Annotated in this window: 16 protein-coding genes; 7 read left to right on the top strand and 9 right to left on the bottom strand. The window is 62.5% G+C overall.

Features of this window, described 5'->3' with window-relative positions; genetic code table 11:
* Positions 1-197: 197 nt before the first annotated feature.
* Entirely contained in the window at positions 198-791 is a 594-nt protein-coding gene (locus PLD_RS22610; RefSeq protein ID WP_159896690.1) for a nitroreductase family protein, read from the top strand.
* 113 nt (positions 792-904) lie between these two features.
* Here the strand turns inward: PLD_RS22610 and PLD_RS22605 are convergent, their stop codons facing one another.
* The 4 genes from PLD_RS22605 to PLD_RS22590 all read right to left on the bottom strand — a co-directional run bounded on the left by PLD_RS22605 (position 905) and on the right by PLD_RS22590 (position 4,165).
* A complete protein-coding gene (locus PLD_RS22605; RefSeq protein ID WP_159896688.1) occupies positions 905-1,837 on the bottom strand; it encodes a D-2-hydroxyacid dehydrogenase in 933 nt (310 codons plus the stop codon).
* A 119-nt stretch (positions 1,838-1,956) separates the two neighbouring features.
* Positions 1,957-2,250 (bottom strand): YcgL domain-containing protein, encoded by a 294-nt coding sequence (locus tag PLD_RS22600; protein WP_159896686.1) that lies wholly within the window; start codon positions 2,248-2,250, stop codon positions 1,957-1,959.
* On the bottom strand, positions 2,247-3,380 hold the full coding sequence (rnd, locus tag PLD_RS22595; RefSeq protein ID WP_159896684.1) for a ribonuclease D: 1,134 nt from the start codon (positions 3,378-3,380) through the stop codon (positions 2,247-2,249). The genes PLD_RS22600 and rnd overlap by 4 nt, the downstream gene beginning before the upstream one ends.
* 122 nt (positions 3,381-3,502) lie before the next feature.
* Positions 3,503-4,165: a class I SAM-dependent methyltransferase gene (locus PLD_RS22590; protein WP_159896682.1), complete on the bottom strand. Its 663-nt coding sequence runs from the start codon at positions 4,163-4,165 to the stop codon at positions 3,503-3,505.
* A gap of 182 nt (positions 4,166-4,347) precedes the next feature.
* Here PLD_RS22590 and PLD_RS22585 point away from each other — a divergent pair, with 182 nt between their 5' ends.
* On the top strand, positions 4,348-5,130 hold the full coding sequence (locus PLD_RS22585; RefSeq protein ID WP_159896680.1) for a transporter substrate-binding domain-containing protein: 783 nt from the start codon (positions 4,348-4,350) through the stop codon (positions 5,128-5,130).
* Here the strand turns inward: PLD_RS22585 and cynR are convergent.
* Positions 5,109-5,999, bottom strand: coding sequence for a transcriptional regulator CynR (cynR, locus tag PLD_RS22580; RefSeq protein ID WP_159896678.1), 891 nt, complete (start codon positions 5,997-5,999; stop codon positions 5,109-5,111). The two genes, PLD_RS22585 and cynR, sit on opposite strands and share 22 nt — an antisense overlap.
* 108 nt (positions 6,000-6,107) lie before the next feature.
* On the opposite strand from cynR, the gene PLD_RS22575 reads away from it, so the two are divergent.
* The 5 genes from PLD_RS22575 (at position 6,108) to PLD_RS22555 (ending at position 10,746) form a co-directional block, all read left to right on the top strand.
* Complete coding sequence (locus tag PLD_RS22575) at positions 6,108-6,767, top strand: carbonic anhydrase (RefSeq protein ID WP_159896676.1); 660 nt, start codon at positions 6,108-6,110, stop codon at positions 6,765-6,767.
* Between the two features lie 36 nt (positions 6,768-6,803).
* Complete coding sequence (gene cynS, locus PLD_RS22570) at positions 6,804-7,274, top strand: cyanase (protein ID WP_159896674.1); 471 nt, start codon at positions 6,804-6,806, stop codon at positions 7,272-7,274.
* Between the two features lie 236 nt (positions 7,275-7,510).
* A complete protein-coding gene (locus PLD_RS22565) occupies positions 7,511-8,695 on the top strand; it encodes a cyanate transporter (RefSeq protein WP_159896672.1) in 1,185 nt (394 codons plus the stop codon).
* A gap of 21 nt (positions 8,696-8,716) precedes the next feature.
* Positions 8,717-9,628, top strand: a complete 912-nt coding sequence (locus PLD_RS22560; protein ID WP_159896670.1) for a DMT family transporter — start codon at positions 8,717-8,719, stop codon at positions 9,626-9,628.
* 179 nt (positions 9,629-9,807) lie between these two features.
* Positions 9,808-10,746 carry a LysR family transcriptional regulator gene (locus PLD_RS22555; protein ID WP_159896669.1) on the top strand — a complete coding sequence of 313 codons (939 nt, stop codon included), beginning with the start codon at positions 9,808-9,810 and terminating at the stop codon, positions 10,744-10,746.
* Positions 10,747-10,759: 13 nt separating this feature from the next.
* Here PLD_RS22555 and PLD_RS22550 read toward each other — a convergent pair whose 3' ends face one another.
* The 4 genes from PLD_RS22550 to PLD_RS22535 form a co-directional block, all read right to left on the bottom strand.
* Positions 10,760-11,125 carry a 5-carboxymethyl-2-hydroxymuconate Delta-isomerase gene (locus PLD_RS22550; protein ID WP_159896667.1) on the bottom strand — a complete coding sequence of 122 codons (366 nt, stop codon included), beginning with the start codon at positions 11,123-11,125 and terminating at the stop codon, positions 10,760-10,762.
* Between the two features lie 155 nt (positions 11,126-11,280).
* The gene (locus PLD_RS22545) at positions 11,281-12,195 is read right to left on the bottom strand and encodes a LysR substrate-binding domain-containing protein (protein ID WP_159896665.1); all 915 of its coding nucleotides are present in this window, start codon (positions 12,193-12,195) and stop codon (positions 11,281-11,283) included.
* A gap of 90 nt (positions 12,196-12,285) precedes the next feature.
* Positions 12,286-13,443, bottom strand: a complete 1,158-nt coding sequence (locus tag PLD_RS22540) for a fimbrial protein (protein WP_159896663.1) — start codon at positions 13,441-13,443, stop codon at positions 12,286-12,288.
* A gap of 148 nt (positions 13,444-13,591) precedes the next feature.
* On the bottom strand, positions 13,592-16,603 hold the full coding sequence (locus PLD_RS22535) for a GLUG motif-containing protein (protein ID WP_159896661.1): 3,012 nt from the start codon (positions 16,601-16,603) through the stop codon (positions 13,592-13,594).
* Positions 16,604-16,664: the final 61 nt, after the last annotated feature.

Raw genomic sequence — 16,664 nt, 5'->3', positions numbered from 1 at the left:
ACTGTCGGTAGCCAGAGGCTTGTCAGCGGCCATGGCGCACAGTAGTTTGGCTCCTCGCACGGGCCCATGCCCGTGTGCCCCTAGCACGACCGCGTCGCACCCGGCAATCGTCCGGGGTCAAGGAATACCCCTTCGCTCAGTTCAACTGCGCTTGCCGGTTTATTCCATCTCTCTCAACTGCTGCCAGGAGTTTTTCCATGAGCGCTAACACTCGCGTTGCCGACTACCCCATTCACCCACAGTTCACCCAGCGCTGGTCGCCACGGGCGTTTACCGGCGAAAGCATCCCTGAAGAAACCCTGCTGAGTTTCTTCGAAGCGGCGCGCTGGGCGCCTTCGGCCTACAACTCCCAGCCTTGGCGCTTTCTCTATGCGCGCCGTGACACACCAAACTGGGAACGCTTCCTCGGTCTGCTCAACGAGTTCAATCGTGGCTGGGCGCAACACGCCTCGGCACTGGTGATCGTGATCTCCAAGACCACCTTCACCGCCCCCGGCGCCAGCGAAGAAAGCCCGGCCCTGTGGCACACTTTCGACACCGGCTCGGCCTGGGGCCACCTAGCGCTGCAGGCCAGCCTCAGCGGCTGGCACACCCACGGCATGGCCGGCTTCGATCAGGAACTGACCCGCAAGGAACTGAAGATTCCCGAAGGCTATGCCCTGCATGCCGCCGTGGCGGTGGGCAAGTTGGGGGACAAGTCGACCCTGGCCGACTACCTGCAGGCCCGGGAAGAGCCAAGCCCGCGTCGCTCATTGAGCGAAACCGTCGCCGAAGGCGACTTCAGCCTCTAAGGCAGCGATCGCCTCTATAGTAACGAGCTTGCTCGCGAAGCCCTGAAGGGCGCCGCGCTTGCCGGGCAAGCGCAGCTTTCGCGAGCAGGCTCGCTCCTACGATCAAGTCCGTTTCAATAGCCGCGAGCGAAATCCACTTCGCCGCGCAAGGCCTGCTTGGCCTCGTAGGCCCGCAGGTTGTCGACGAACAACTGCACCATCAGTTCCGGCGAGGTCGGCGCCGAGCTGTGCCCCGTCAGCAGCAAGCCCCAGGCCGTCCAGAACGGGTGCCGTTGCGGCAAGGGTTCCTGGCGGCAGACATCGATCACCGCCCCCGCCAGATGCCCCTCCTTGAGGGCCTGCACCAAGTCTCCATCGACCACGGAAATCCCCCGGCCGACGTTGATGAACAACCCCGTGGGTTTGAATTGCTTGAACAAGGCTGCGTTGTAAAGATCATGAGTGTGCGGGGTGTTGGGCAGCAGGTTGACCACATAATCCACCTCCCCCACCAAGCGTCCCAGGTCTTCCAGGCCGGACACTTCGATAAAGGGTGCCTGCTCCCGCGCCTGGCTGGCGATGCCATACAGCTTCACGCCAAAGGGCAGCAGGAACTGCGCCACGCTCTGGCCGATGTCGCCGGTGCCGACGATCAGCACCTTGCGCCCCACCAGACTCTGGCCCAGGCGGTTGTCCCACTTGCGCTCAACCTGGCTGACCAACCGCGCCAGCACCTCACGCTCATGGCCGAGGATGTAGGTGAGCACGTACTCGGCCATGACCTGGCCGAAGATGCCCACCGCCCGGGTCAGGCGGTAATGTCGAGGCAGGCCGTCGGCCAGCAACGGGGTGATGCCAGCCCAGGTGGATTGCAGCCACTGGGGTTGATGCCCCTGACGCAACAGGGTCGCCAGCAGGTCCGGCTGACCCAGCCATACCGGGCAATCCGCCGCCAGGCGCGACAGCTCGGCGGAGTCGTCACTGGTCAGTACGTCCAGCTCTGGTGCCGCCTGACGCAGCAGGCGGGCATAAACAGCGTGATCGTGTTCGGCAATCAGAACGCGCATGGTTCAAACCTTAAAAAACGGTACAGGCCGCCGCCGACGGAGTATTGCTCCATCGATCAATGCGGTGGCCAGGTCAGTCAGTTGCATTTAACAGAGGCTCGGGACCGAGCCTCTACAGGTCAGACCGGATCATTGCGGCGCAGCAACTCTTCGGGCAGGTGTTCGATGTACTCGTCTTCCGCCGGCGGCATCTGCAAGTGATAGCCCTGCTTCTCGAGGTTCTCCAGCACCTGGTGGATGTCCTCCCGGGACAGCTTGCGCTCCGGGCTCAGTACCAGATCGAAGGCATGTTGCGGCTTGCCGAAGGCCAGCAGCAGGTTTTCCGGCACGCGTTCCAGGGCCTCGCTTTTGAGCACATAGAGATACATCTCGTTCTTGCGCGGGCTTCTGTAGATGGAGCAAATACGTTTCAAGGCTGTTCTCCGGCGGTGGCCAGACTGTCGAGCAGTGCCTGGCCCATCAATTCGCGGCGCCAGCCACGCAGCGAATCAGGCAATTGATAAGGCCCGTTGGGGAAGCCGCTCTTGAGCAGGCTTTCCAGGGTTTTCTTGCGCAGCACAATTTCCGGCGCGATGTTCAACCGCTCGGCTTCGGCCTGCCCCACCGCCTTCAAGCGCTTGAGCAGGACCGACGCTTCGATCGGCAGCGGCTCCGGCACGGCCGGCGGCCATTGATCGGCAGCGACACTGGCGGCGCGCTTGATCAGGTCGAGCAGGAAATCGCCGTCCTGACGCACGGTACGCGGGTGCATGTCTTCGATCTTGGCCAGCGCCGACAGGGTATCGGGCTGAGTCTTGGCCAGAGGCCAGAGCGCGTGTTCACGCACAATGCGGTTGCGCGGCAGGTTGCGAGCGCGGGCTTCACGCTCACGCCAGGCACAGATCTCACGCAGCACCGCCAATTGCGCGCGGGACAGCTTCCAGGCCAGCTTGGCCTCGCGGTACACCTCGTAAGGGTCCACTTCGCGGCGCAGGTTGGCCACCAGTTCGGCGCCGTCGTCCAAGACCCAGCGGTACTTGTCCGCGGACAGTTTCGGCTGCAGTTCGGTGAACACCTGAGCCAGGTGTACGGCGTCTTCAGCGGCGTAGCTGACCTGGGTTTGCGAGAGCGGGCGCTGCAGCCAGTCGGAGCGGGTCTCGCCCTTGGGCAGTTCGATGCCCAGGACTTCCTGCACCAGGCGCGAATAGCCCATGGAAAACCCCAGGTTCAGGTAGGCGGCCGCCAGTTGCGTGTCGAACAGCGGCGCCGGCAGGCTACCGGTCAGGCGCAGCAGGACTTCAAGGTCCTCGCTGCAGGCATGCACCACCTTGACCACCGCCGGGTTCTCCAGCAGGGCCGCCAAAGGCTGCCAGTTGTCGATGGTCAAAGGGTCAATCAGGTAGGCGCGCTGCCCATCGCCAATCTGCAACAGCGCGGCGATGGGATAAAACGTATCGACCCGCATGAATTCGGTGTCGAGGGCGACGAATGGCAAATGCTGCCATTCGGCGCAAAGCTGACCGAGGCTATCGTTGTCGCGAATCCAATGTATATCGATGGCCACACGGCTCTCCCTTGAAGAATGGCGCGCAGTATATATCGCCCCCGGTGATTTCTGAGCATTCACCTGACAAGAGCAAGTGCGAAACCAACCATCGGAGCTCAAGAATAGTCCGAGAGTGCGAATTAACCCTGCTTTCTCAGAACATACACCCGTGACAGCGCACACCCGGGAAGCAGGTCCTGATGGCTGAGGACTTCAAAATCAGCCAGCTTGAACTCGGCTTCCAGCTGCGCCTTGCTGATCAGCGCCAGCGCGCTGGCGTCTGCGTTGACAGGCAAACCGACCTTGAACAAAGACGCGACCCGGGTGGCGATGATCACCGAATCACGGCTCACCCGGTAGAACTCGCGCAACAGTGCCAGGCGATCCTCGCTACGTGCCACATGGGCGAACAGGTGCATGCAGATGATGCTGTCCACGGCATTGGCCGACAGGCCGATATCGAACGCCGAACTGTGAAAGGTCTTGACCCGTTTCAGCAGGCTGTCCGGGTGGTGGGTCTGAGCGTGGGTCAACATCTCCAGGGACGGGTCCGCCGCCAGGATCACCCGGTTGCCATGCTCCGCCAGCAACGGCCAGTAACGACCGACACCACAGGCCACATCCAGGATCAGCCCGGGCTCGCCGGCCACTTTCAGGGCATGACGCACCAGATGCGTCATGCGCCAAAGTGCCAGGCGCATGCCGATCCCGGCAGGCCGGGACTCACAACAAACTCGCGCGTGCTCCTGGTCATAGCGTCGAGCGAACTCCAGTTCGACGAGCGGTGGGGATGGGGACGACATGAAAGGCGAGCTCTTATTGGAATCCAGGGGGCGTACAGGTTAACCAGCCATTCGTGAAAAAAAGGTCGAAAAGCGGTTAAGCACTCAAGGGACCTTGAACACAGGCTCAGCCTTGCCCGAGGCGGGCCCGACGCCAATAATGCCCCGGCACCGCGTCCCACCCGCCACTCAAGGAATGCCCCATGCTCCCGCGTTTTCTGTTCTGTACCGTCCTGGGTCTCAGCGTCCCGGCCCTGTGCTACGCCCAGCCGGCCACCACACGCCTGGACCAGGTGCTCGAGGTCGGCCATATGACCGTCTGTACCACCGGCGACTACAAGCCCTACAGCTATCTGCGCGAAGACGGACGCTATGAAGGCATCGATATTTCCATGGCCGAGTCGCTGGCGCAGAGCCTCGGTGTCAAGGTGAAGTGGGTCAACAGCACCTGGAAAACCTTGATGGCGGACTTCCAGAGCAAGCAATGCGACATCGCCGTGGGTGGTATTTCAGTGTCTCTGGAACGACAGAAAAAAGCCTTCTTCAGCCAACCCCTGGGCATCGATGGCAAGATTCCCCTGGTGCGCTGCCAGGACGTTGAGCGCTATCAGACCCTGGAACAGATGAACCAGCCGTCGGTCCGCCTGATCGAACCGCCAGGCGGCACCAATGAAATCTTCGCCCGAGCGCACTTGCCCAAGGCCAGCCTGACCCTGTTCGCCGACAACCTGACGATCTTCGATCAACTGCTGGCCAAGCAGGCCGACGTGATGATCACCGATGCCTCGGAAGCGCGCTTCCAGCAAAAGCGCAAGCCCGGACTGTGCGCGGTCAACCCCGAGCGCTACCTGCAGTACAGCGAGAAGGCTTTCCTGCTGCCCCGTGATGATGTGGCCTGGAAAAGCTACGTCGACCAGTGGCTGCACCTGAGCAAGGCCACCGGCGCCTATGACCGGGTGGTGAATCAATGGCTGGCGGCGCCCTGATCCGGCGCCAGCAGCATCTGCCGAAAGGCGTGGCATGCGGCGCTGCGGTAGGCGCCCTTGCGCTCTAGCAGCACCACTTGACGAGGCGCCGGAGGCGAGGCCAGGGCCAATACACGTAACCCTGGCTGCTCCCGGGCAATGGCGCTTGGGAGCAGGGTCGCCAACGGCCCCCGACGAACGATCTCGACAATCGCACTCACCGAATGGGCCTCAATGGCAATCCGTGGCGCAATGCCCTGTTGCCGGCAATACAGGTCGATGTGCTGACGAGTGGCGAAGTCGGCGCTGAGCAGCACCAGCGACTGGCGTCCCAATGCCTCGGCGCTCAAGGGCTCGGCGCCCTGCTCCGGGCTCTGCGAACCGACCATCAGGCTCAAGGTTTCAGTGAACAACGCCTGAGCCTCGACCTCCGCCAGGTGCTCACCGGCAAAGGCAACGCCCAGGTCCAGGCGGTCCTCGGCCAGTGCCGCTTCCAAGCGATCTTGAGTCATGTCTTCGATGCTCAGGCTGATGCCCGGATAGCGCTGATTGAAGCGACTGAGCACAGGACCGGTCAGGTAGGCCGAAAAAGTCGGCGTCAGGGCCAGACGCAATGCCCCCCGACTCATATCCTGCACATCGTGCATGGCCCGCTTGGCCGCCTCCAGGTCCTGCAGGGCGCGGCGCGCATAGACGACATAGGCCTGGCCGGCGTCGGTAAGACGCACGCTGCGTCCGGAACGGTCGAACAGCGGCGCCCCCAGAGACACCTCCAACTGCTTGATCTGCTGCGACAAGGTCGGCTGGGAGACATGCAACGCCTCGGCGGCGCGGGTGAAATTGCAGTGCTCGGCCACGGCCAGCAGGTAACGGATATGACGCAGTAACATGCAGGCTCCAGCTATAGGCAGTGCTTATGGAAAGCATAATAAACAGGTCTTGGACGCTATAGCTGAAAACTTCCATCCTTGCCCCCTCAGCGACGCAAGGAGAACCCCATGCAGAACATCATCGACGGCTTCCTCAAGTTCCAGCGCGAGGCCTTTCCACAACGCAGCGCCCTGTTCAAGCAACTGGCCAGCACCCAGAGCCCCGGCACGCTGTTCATCACCTGTTCCGACAGCCGGGTCGTGCCCGAGCTGCTGACCCAGCAGGAGCCAGGTGACCTGTTCGTGATCCGCAACGCCGGCAACATCGTGCCCAGCTACGGCCCGGAACCCGGCGGCGTGTCGGCCACCGTGGAATATGCGGTGGCGGTGCTGGGGGTGAGCGACATCGTCATCTGCGGCCACTCCGACTGCGGCGCGATGACCGCCATCTCCACCTGCAAATGCCTCGAGCACCTGCCCGCCGTGGCCAACTGGCTGCGCCACGCCGAGTCGGCCAAAGTGATCAACGCCGCCCGCCACCATGCCTCGGCCGCCGATCACCTGGACGCCCTGGTGCGCGACAACGTGATCGCCCAGCTGGCCAACCTCAAGACCCACCCTTCGGTGGCCCTGGCCCTGGAGCAGGGCCGATTGAACCTGCATGGCTGGGTTTATGACATCGAAAGCGGCGCCATCGCTGCCCTCGACGGCAACAGCCAGCGTTTCGTGTCCCTGGCCGAGCACCCGCACACCTGTGCCCTGGCCAGCCAACCTTCCAGCGCTGCCTGAGCAGCCCCCGTTTCGTCACCCAAGAGGAATCACCCCATGCTGCAATCGCAATTCGCCCAAGCTCCACGCCTGGCCCTGGCCGACACCATCATCGACGCCAAGGCGCGCAAGAACCTGTCGTGGCAGGACCTCACCGACGGCACCGGGCTGAGCCTGGCCTTCGTCACCGCCGCCTTGCTGGGTCAGCACGCACTGCCGGCCGACGCGGCCAACCTGGTGTGCGACAAGCTCGGCCTGGACCAGGACGCCAGCCGCCTGCTGCAGAGCATTCCCCTGCGCGGCAGCATCGCCGGCGGCATCCCCACCGACCCGACCGTGTACCGCTTCTATGAAATGCTCCAGGTCTACGGCTCGACCCTCAAGGCCCTGGTGCATGAGCAGTTCGGCGACGGCATCATCAGTGCCATCAACTTCAAGCTGGACATCAAGAAAGTCGAGGACCCGGAAGGTGGTTCCCGCGCGGTGATCACCCTGGACGGCAAGTACCTGCCAACCAAACCGTTCTGATCCACCCTGCCTAGTCGCCGCCGCTGCAGGCGGCGCCGGGTCGCAACGAGGCACCGGGCCTTACCGATAAACCGCGGCGCCCGGTTTGCCCCGTCCTGCGCACCGAATCGCAGCCTATGACAGCGGTTACAGGTCCGCAGTGATATTTAGTTTTTAAATAACACTGCGGACTTTCTGATTTGCCCCTCCTGTCCCCCTCGCCGCCTAATCAGCCCCTGTTCCTTGAAGGTCTGGTTATGGAAAACGTTCGTGCAACTTCGCGCCCCGCCCTCTGGCTGATGGTCAGTGTGACCCTGGTGGCGCTCAATCTGCGGCCGTCGATGGCCGCCGTCGGCCCGCTGCTGTCGGGCATCCGAGGCGATATTCCCTTGAGCTTCAGCCTGGCCTCGTTGCTGACCATGCTGCCGGTGATGGCCATGGGCCTGGCGATGTTCTTCGGCATGGCCATCAGCCAACGCCTGGGTGAACACCGTACCGTGGTCCTGTCGCTGCTGGTCATCGGCCTGGCGACCGTTTCGCGGTTGTTCATGGATTCGGCCGCCGAGCTGATTCTCAGCGCGGTGCTGGCCGGCATCGGCATCGCCCTGATCCAGGCGTTGCTGCCGGCGCTGATCAAGTCGCGCTTTGCCGACAATGTCTCGCTGTTCATGGGGCTGTATGTCACCTCGATCATGGGTGGCGCGGCGCTGGCCGCGTCCTTCGCGCCGCTGGTGATGAAGCACAGTGGCAGTTGGCGCGTGGCGCTGGCGATCTGGGCCACCCTGGCCCTGCTGGCCCTGCTGTTCTGGTACGCCCAGCGCAACGCCCTGCCCAGGCTGCCCGCCAGCGCCGGCGCACGGGAATCCTTTGCCGGCAATCGCCGGGCCTGGCTGCTGGCGGTGTTCTTCGGCCTTGGCACCGCGTCCTACACCTGCGTGCTGGCCTGGCTGGCGCCCTACTACGTGGAGAACGGCTGGAGCGAACAGAACGCCGGCCTGCTGCTGGGCTTTCTCACCGCCATGGAAGTGATTTCCGGGCTGCTCACCCCGGCCATCGCCAACCGCAGCCAGGATCGGCGCTGGGTGCTGATGGCCCTGCTGGTGCTGATCATCGCCGGCTTCTGCGGCTTGATACTCAGCCCGCAACACCTGAGCCTGCTGTGGCCGTGCCTGCTGGGCCTGGGCATTGGCGGGCTGTTTCCCATGAGCCTGATCGTGTCCCTGGACCACCTGCCTGAGCCGCGCCGGGCCGGCGGCCTGACCGCCTTCGTGCAGGGCATCGGTTACCTGATCGCCGGCCTGTCACCGCTGCTGGCGGGGATGATCCGCGACCAGTTGGGCAGTTTCGAATGGGCCTGGTGGTCGCTGACGGCCGTGATGGGGGTGATGATCCTCATGGTGCTGCGCTTCGACCCTCGGCATTACACCCGGCACATCCGCTGAGCACCGGCCCGGGAGGCCTGCATGAACCCTGTGAGCTTCACCCAAGCCAACCTCGGCATGCTGCTCTGGGCAGCGCTGATCGCCGCCTCGTTCTTCGCCGCCGCCCAGGTCAGCCAAGCCATCGATCCGGTGCTGCTGACGGCCCTGCGCCTGCTGTTCTCGGCACTGATGTTCGTGCCGCTGTTGTGGCTCAAGGGCTCTTCATCGAGCATGACCCTGGCCGGGCTGCGTGCCCACGCGCTGCTGGGCCTGTTGCTGGCGCTGTACTTCGGGTCACTGTTCGAGGCCCTGCGCTACACCTCGGCGGTCAACACTGGAACCCTGTTCACCCTGGTGCCGTTGCTGACCCTGGCGTTCGAAGGCTGGCTGTTGCCCGACGGTAGCCAGCAACGCCGCTTGCTGCCGATGCTGGTGGCCGGGGTCGGGGCCTTGCTGCTGGTGCTCAAAGGGGGCGCGCCGGGGCAATTGCCCTCCCTGTATGCCATGGTGGTCTATGCCCTGGGCTGCCTGGCCATGGCGGCCTATTCGCCCCTCAGCCAGCGCTTCAAGGCCCACAGCCTGCAAGGCCGCAGCCCGGCCGCCATGACCTTCTGGAACATGCTCTTCGGGGCGCTGTTCCTGTTTGTCGCCAGCCTGGTCAGCGGCGGCTGGCGCAGCGCCGCCCTGCTCGGCAGCAACGACCTGCTGTGGCTGCTGTACCTGGCGCTGTTCGCCACCCTGGCGACCTTCTGGCTGTTGCACCGGGCCATTGGTGTCATCGCCCCGTCCACGGTGATTTCCTACATTTACCTGAGCACCCTGCTGCTCACACTGTTCCACTGGCTGTGGCTGGGCCAGCGTCCGCACCTGGGAGAAGGGCTCGGAGCTCTGCTCGTGGCCCTGGGCATGCTCGCTCTGGTGCGCAGCAGTCGTCCGCAAGCCAGCGGAGCCTGAATTGGCCGAGGGACAAGCCCCCTTTGATGCGAGAAACTGCGCAGGTCGTGTTATCGGAACTTAATGTCCTGTTGCTGTCCGCGAATCAGTGTCCCGGGCATTTAATTAGCACGATCGTTCCGCTAGCATCGACCCGGTTTTCACGCCACCGGCGCCAAGTAATCAGCAGGATGAAACGGATGCTCATCAGCAATGTGCTCAGAAAACTCGACATGCAGGACCTCATGGTCTTTGTCGCCGTGTACGAGCAAAGCAGCGTCACCGGGGTCTCAGAAACCCTTTGCGTCAGCCAGTCGACCGTCAGCTACTGCCTGAAGAAACTGCGCAACGGCTTCGAGGACGAGTTGTTCATCAACACCCGCACCGGCATGCGCCCGACCTACAAGGCCACCCGCATGTACAGTCACGTGCTGAACATCCTGGAGAGCATCAACCTGTGTCACAGCGGCGTGCCGGCCTTCGATCCGACTCGCCAGGCCGTGACCTTCAACCTCTGCGCCCCAGAATACTTCGAGTTGCTGATCCTGCCGCGCCTGCTCAAGGGGTTCGACTACGCCGACCTGCCGGTGACGGTCAATGTACAAAAGCTGGACAGCGATGTGCCCGCCGATGAGTTACGCGACGGCAGCGTCGACCTGGTGATCTGCTTTGGTCCGGCCTTCCATCGCAGTCACGCCGACCTCAAGTCGCAAATGCTGCTGGAGGACGACCTGGTGTGCGTCTTCGACAAACGCGCGACGCCGCCCCAAGAACCGCGCTTGAGCCTGCAGTCGTTCATCGAACGGCGTCATGTGTTTCCCACGCCCTGGACGTCGGACAGCAACATGGTCGATGGCTGGCTGGCCCGTCAGGCCCACAAGCGGCAGATCGTCGCCCGCTCCAACAGCTACAGCGCAGCACTGAAGATGATCACCGGCACCGACTTCATCCTCACTCTGCCCCGACGCATTCAGGCCCTGCTGGCCAATGAAGCCGTGTTTGACCATTGCGAGGCCCCCAGCGGCCTGCCGGGGTTCACCCTGGACATGCAATGGAGCCAGAACAGCGATCAGGACAGCGCGCAGACCTGGTTCCGCGAACAGGTGGTCAAGGTCTGCGCCGAACCGGGGCTCGTTTAGGCCCCACGCGCCCTCAACAGCCGATGGCCGCCTTGCTGTAGGAGGCGCGATCGATGTCGATGATTTCCACACACAGTTGCACTTGGACATCCGCCGGCCAGGGCGCCAGGTCCTGCAACACCGCCAGCAGACTCTCGGACAGTTGCTTCTTGACCTCAGGCCCACGGCCACTGAGCAAGGCCAGCTTGACGTGGACAAATCCGCGCTCGCCGAGGCCTGTGCCGACCCGGAACGCCTCCACTTTTAGCGCCCGGCTCTTGATATCGAACTCATCGGCAAACTGCCCGGAGGCCACCAGCCCGTGATTGAGCCGCAGCAGCGCCTTGTCGACGTCCAGCTGAGGCAGGTTGGCGGTGTATTCCATATGCAGGTGCGGCATGGCAGGACTCCTGGTCTGTCAGGGGGAAAAGGCGCTCCATACTACACAAGCCCGACCTTGCGTTTGCATGATCCGCAGGCCGCATTGCCCCGCTGCCACTCGCGCAGGGCCAGGGTCGAGCGCCACAGCCCAGGCACCCGGAAATACAGCGCGGGCTACAGAGGCGCCCGCTCACTCATGAAGGCTTCCAGGCGCGAGCGCAGCCAGCGCTCGGCGGGGTCGGTGTCGACATGGCTGAGCCAGACCATGGACAAGTCCAGGGTTGGGGTCTTGAACGGATAGGGTTCGACAAACAGCAGCCCCGAGGCGGCCATGGCCGCCGCTGCGTAATCCGGCAGGCTGGCGAGCATGTCGGTGCCCGCCAGCAGCGCTGGTAACGAGCTGTATTGCGGCACCGACAGCACCACCTGGCGGGTGCGACCGATCTCCGCCAGCCACTCATCGGCGAAACCGGCGACATTGGCGGTGTGGGACACCAGTACGTGGGGCCGCGCGCAATATTCGTCGAGGGTCAGCGGCGTGTCGCTGGCATCGGCGCGTAACACGCGCGGCTGGATGTGCCGTAACAACTTGCGCTTGGCATTGGCCGGCAAGCCCCGGGTCTGGCTGATGCCTACGGTGATATCGCCGGACGCCAGCAAATCGGGAATCCGCCAGTAATCCACGTGCTGCACCACGACCACTACCTGCGGCGCTTCCTGACGCAACGCCCGCAACAAAGGTGGCAACAGGCCGAACTCAACGTCATCGGACAAGCCGACGCGAAAGGTCATGGTACTGCTGGCGGGATCGAAATGATGGGTCAGGCTCAAGGCTGAAGACAACGAGTCCAGAGCCGGCGACAGATGCTGGATGATCTGCTCGGCCCGGGCCGTGGGTTCCATGCGATGGCCAACGCGAATGAACAGCGGATCGTTGAACATCGCCCGCAGCCGGTTGAGGGCGGAGCTGATGGTGGGCTGGCCGAGAAACAGCTTCTCCGCCACCCGGGTGACATTGCGTTCCAGCATCAACGCCTCGAACACCACCATCAGGTTGATGTCGGCCTTGCGCAGTTCATTGCGATTCATCGGTGTTGCCCCCGGTCCCCAGACGGAGGTCAGTGTAGAAAGGCCTGGGGGCCGGCGTCCAGGTAAACACCCGTGGCCAGCGCCGTCCGCTCAGTCGAAGGTGAAATTGAACTGGGCGCTACTGTTGGCCGATCCCTCGGTGATGGGACCGGTGCGAATGTACTGGGCGCGAAAGCTGAAGCTGGCGTGGTCACTGCCTGCGGGACGCTCCATCGCATATTGAGTGCCGTTGCAATGAATGCGCGGGATCTGCTCATTGAACATGACGATGCCCACGCCCTTGGCAACGGCTCGCCCCCCCTGAGCCGAGTGAGTGAGCCCCAGTATCCCCGACGGGTCGCAACGCGAGGCGGGCTCAGCCGTGAACGAGACCTTTGGCTGGGAGTTGACCGAGCAATCGCTGACCTCGAGTTTGGCGATAGCCGAAGGCGGGGACGTGGCCCCCAGCATGGGAAAATCATGCGCCGAAGGACTACCCAGACGCAGCGTGACGTTGCGGGTGACCACCTGGCATTTGGCGGAGAACCGAACTTCATCGGTCCCAAGCAAGTCGCGTTCGCTCAGAAGCAGGCTTTTCTGGCAGCGCCGTCTATTTTCCTGTGACGGCAACTCCAGCAAATTTTGCCCGACCGTGGCCACGCCCTTGTTCAGATCCAGCGCATACAACGCCACCTGGGCGCCGCTCAGGCTGTTGACCACCAACGTGCCCTTGGGCAGCTCATCGGCCGGCCGGGTCAGAATCAGTGAGAACACGTAGGCCGTGGTTATTTTTTTCAGCGATCCGCTCGAATGCTCCACATCGTACTTTTCCAGTACCTGGGGATAGAAATTGCCGGTGAGCATTCTGCTGTCTCCCCCCAAGGGATAGGCCGTCACTTTGAGACTGATGCCATCGATGTTGGTGGGAACAATGCCGTCTGTAAATCTCACTCCGGGCAAGTGCGCGGCGGACACCAGCTCATGCCGTTCCAAAGTATCGGACCTCTCGGTGGTGTACTCGATAATCGGATTCAAATGACGCTGTTTCAAGACAGAGCCAACCGGGGTGCTGCGGGTCAATGGGGTGATCTCTTGCCAGGGCTGACCCGAGCTGCCATAGCTGCTGAATAGGCAGTTCACGGCCTTGCCCTCCATCGCGGCCTGAACGGCTGCGCCAGGCAGTGACCAGACGATCATGAAGATGACCGAAAACATGAAGACGTGGGGTACTCGCCCCTGGGTGAGGAGTTTGAGCCATTGGTCATCCATCGGTCATTCCCTCCGTTTTATGTGCGGCCCCCCGGGCGCACGCTGCAGTGCCCCAGAAGACCGCCAATCGATATTGAATGTGTTAAGTCGCACCCGCTACGCCAGGAACAGATCCTGGCGTAGCGGGCCATGGTTTTGCGGGCAGCCCTTACTTCGTCAGGCTGGCCAGCGGTGACAAGCTGCTAGGAACGCGGGCTGAAGAATAGGTGCCATGGTTAATACCGATCTGGCTACCGTAAGTCTGGAAGTAAGCCCAGCAGCTATCGATCGGGCCCGTGGCTTTCGAACCGCGGATATCCCCCTCGTTCACGCCCACCAGGCCGCCCATCGTTGTGCGCCAGCCACCCTTGACGCGCCCACGGGCGTCGGAGTTGACAATCAGCGATTGGTTCTCGCCGACCAGCCCGCCGACCTTGCTTTTCCAGGTTCCATGGACGTTGCCAGTCGCCAGGCCGCGTTCGATGACGTGGTTCTTATAGTTGGCGTTGAATCCCACCAGCCCTCCTACGGAGCTGTAGGTATCACCGAACACCGAGCCATGGGCTTCAACCGACAACAGATTGCCGTCGTTGTAGCCAATCAGGCCACCGATGCGACTGTTGGCATAGCCTTCGACGGCACCTCGCGCTTTGGCATCGTAGATAAAGCCACCGATGTTGGTGCCAACCAGACCGCCGACGTTGCCGCCGACCCCGCCTTTGACCGCCCCCTTGGCCTCGATGTAACCGCGAATAGCGCTGTCGTCGTTCTTGCCTACCAGGCCACCCAGGTGCGAGCCGACCCGGTCGATGACCTCTCCCGTGGCCTTGACGTTGCTCAGCGAGCTCTGGTTCTGGTTCAAACCGACCAGCCCGCCGGCCGTCTCAGTAGCAACCCCGTAGACATTGCCACTGGCATTGGAGCCTGTGATGACGCCTGATTGGTTGAGTCCGACCAATCCACCAATATGACTGCCCAGAGAGCCGTGCACGGTCATCGACGAACTGGAGTCGGTGATGGTGCCTCCCTGGTTGTTGCCCACCAGCCCCCCAACGTTCAATCCCTTGTAGGTCGGTTTGTAAGTACCGATGGAGCCCTTGCTCGACGATTCGGAGATCGACCCGCCATTGTTGACACCCACCAGACCACCGGCGCCGCCCATGGCCTGTTTATGCATATGGGTGGTGATCTCAACATTGCTCGAACTGCGGCTCACGGTGCCGGGCTTGAGGTTGCCGAAACTGTTCTCACCGACGACCCCGCCGATAGCTGAGGTCAAAAAGCCACCAAACATCGTGCCCGATACCGAAACGTCGCTGATGGAACCACCCAGGTTGACGCCCACCAGGCCACCCACCTTGTTGCGCTGTTCGCTATCGGCATTGACCTGCATATTGCTGGCGCTGACATGGGAGATGCTGCCGCTGTTGCGTCCCACCAAGCCACCGATCTCACTGAAGCCGTTCTGGCTGTTTTGGCCGTTGACGGTGATCGACGCCAGCTTCAAGTGACTGATGCTGCCAGAAGACTGGCCGAACAAACCGGCATACATTCCTGAGCTGTTCACGGTGAAGCCGCTGATGGTATTGCCCAGGCCGTTCAGCGAACCGGTGAACAGCTTGTCGCCCCCGATCGAGTTGATGGTCTCGGAGCCATTGATCTGATTGCCCAGAACGTAGGCGCCATCAAGCTGGTTACCGATGGCCTGCAACTGCTGGCTGTTCTGGATCACCTGATGCTGTTTGCCATTGGCGGTGAACTCGGCGTCACGGCCGGACAGGGTGACCTTGCCCTTGTCGCCCAACGCCAGTTGATCGCCGTAATTCAGCTCCAGGCTACTGTTGGCGCCCGTGAGGCTCACCTGGCTAGGGAGGCGGATCGAGTTTCCGGCATTCAACTCCAGACGCGAGTGGTTCCCCGTGGCCTTGATGCCCTTGTTGACCTTGACGTCCTTCGCAGCGGACAAAGTCAGTTGATTGCCGCTTTTCCACTCGACCGGCGCGTCCACGGCAACATCGCCGTTGCGGCTGCGCAGATGCACGCTGGTGTTGTTCAGGCTCTGGGAAAGCGTGGTGTCAACCACGGTGGGGCTGCCAGGCACGCCCGTGGAGCCGATCTTGATCTCATCGGATTCGACGACCCAAGTACCGGTCCGGCCATTTTTGGAGCGGGTATCGACCTGAGCATTGAGTTCGACCCGGGTGTTCGCACCGACGGTTTCGATCGTACCGCCATCGCCATCCATGCCCAAGGCCTTGGCCGTCAATTGGCCACCGACGTTGACCACGCCACGGTCGCCACCATCCAGAACGATCCGCCCTCCCTTGCTGGACAGGGTATTGGCTTCGACCACGCCCTGGTTGTTGACCACCGCCTGGGCGACGGCGTTGGCGCTCTTGGCCATCATCAACACTTGGCCACCGTCGGCCTTGAGCAACGCAGTGTTCTGCACCAACGCATCGACAGCAGCGCCCGAGACCTGCAAGTTGATCAGGTTGTCATCCCCCATGCTCAGGGTGAAGTCATTGCCGGCCCCCAGGGCCACGCTGCCCTTTTCAGCAACGATCTCGCCATTGTTGCGAACCCGCGCGCCCAGCAACGCCACATACCCCCCCTCAGCGGTAGTGATCTTGCCGTCGTTAATGACTTCGACCGTCGAGTTGCCGCTGAACTGGTAGCGACCATCCTTAAAGTCCTGATCACTGATGCCGCGGGTCGACGCCACCAGGCCGCCGACGTTGACCTGTGCGCCCTGGCTGATCAGGACACCATTGGGGTTGATCAGAAACACCTGGCCGTTGGCATTCAGCGCGCCCTGGATGTTACTGCCCTTGAAACCAGTCACCCGGTTCAAGGCGACGGAGTCGCGCCCGGGCTGGTTGAAGGTGACGGACTGATCAGCGCCGATATTGAAATCGGTCCAATTGGTGATCAGCTTGTCGCTCTTTTGATGGATCACCAGGTTGTTGCCATTGACGTCATAACTGGCACTGCCGGAGAGCAGCGTGCCCCCTTCAGGCAACGCCATCGCCGGCGTCAGCCCTCCCAGGGAAAGCAAGCCGGCTGCCATCACCAGCAATCCCTTGCGCCCACCACTGCGACGCCGGCGCCGCGCGCCCTCGCAAGTCACGTTCCAGCAGCCTTGGGCCTGGTTCCATACCACTGCATAAATCTTGTTCACAGTAACTCCTTCTTGATATTCAAACGTTCTGCAGTTCGTTGCAGAACGGCACCACTTCCAA

It is taken from the genome of Pseudomonas sp. LD120, from assembly GCF_009861525.1.
In the GTDB taxonomy this organism is placed as follows: Bacteria; Pseudomonadota; Gammaproteobacteria; order Pseudomonadales; family Pseudomonadaceae; genus Aquipseudomonas.
Note: the sequence above shows the minus strand (reverse complement) of the source record. Positions and strands in the feature narration are given on the sequence as shown.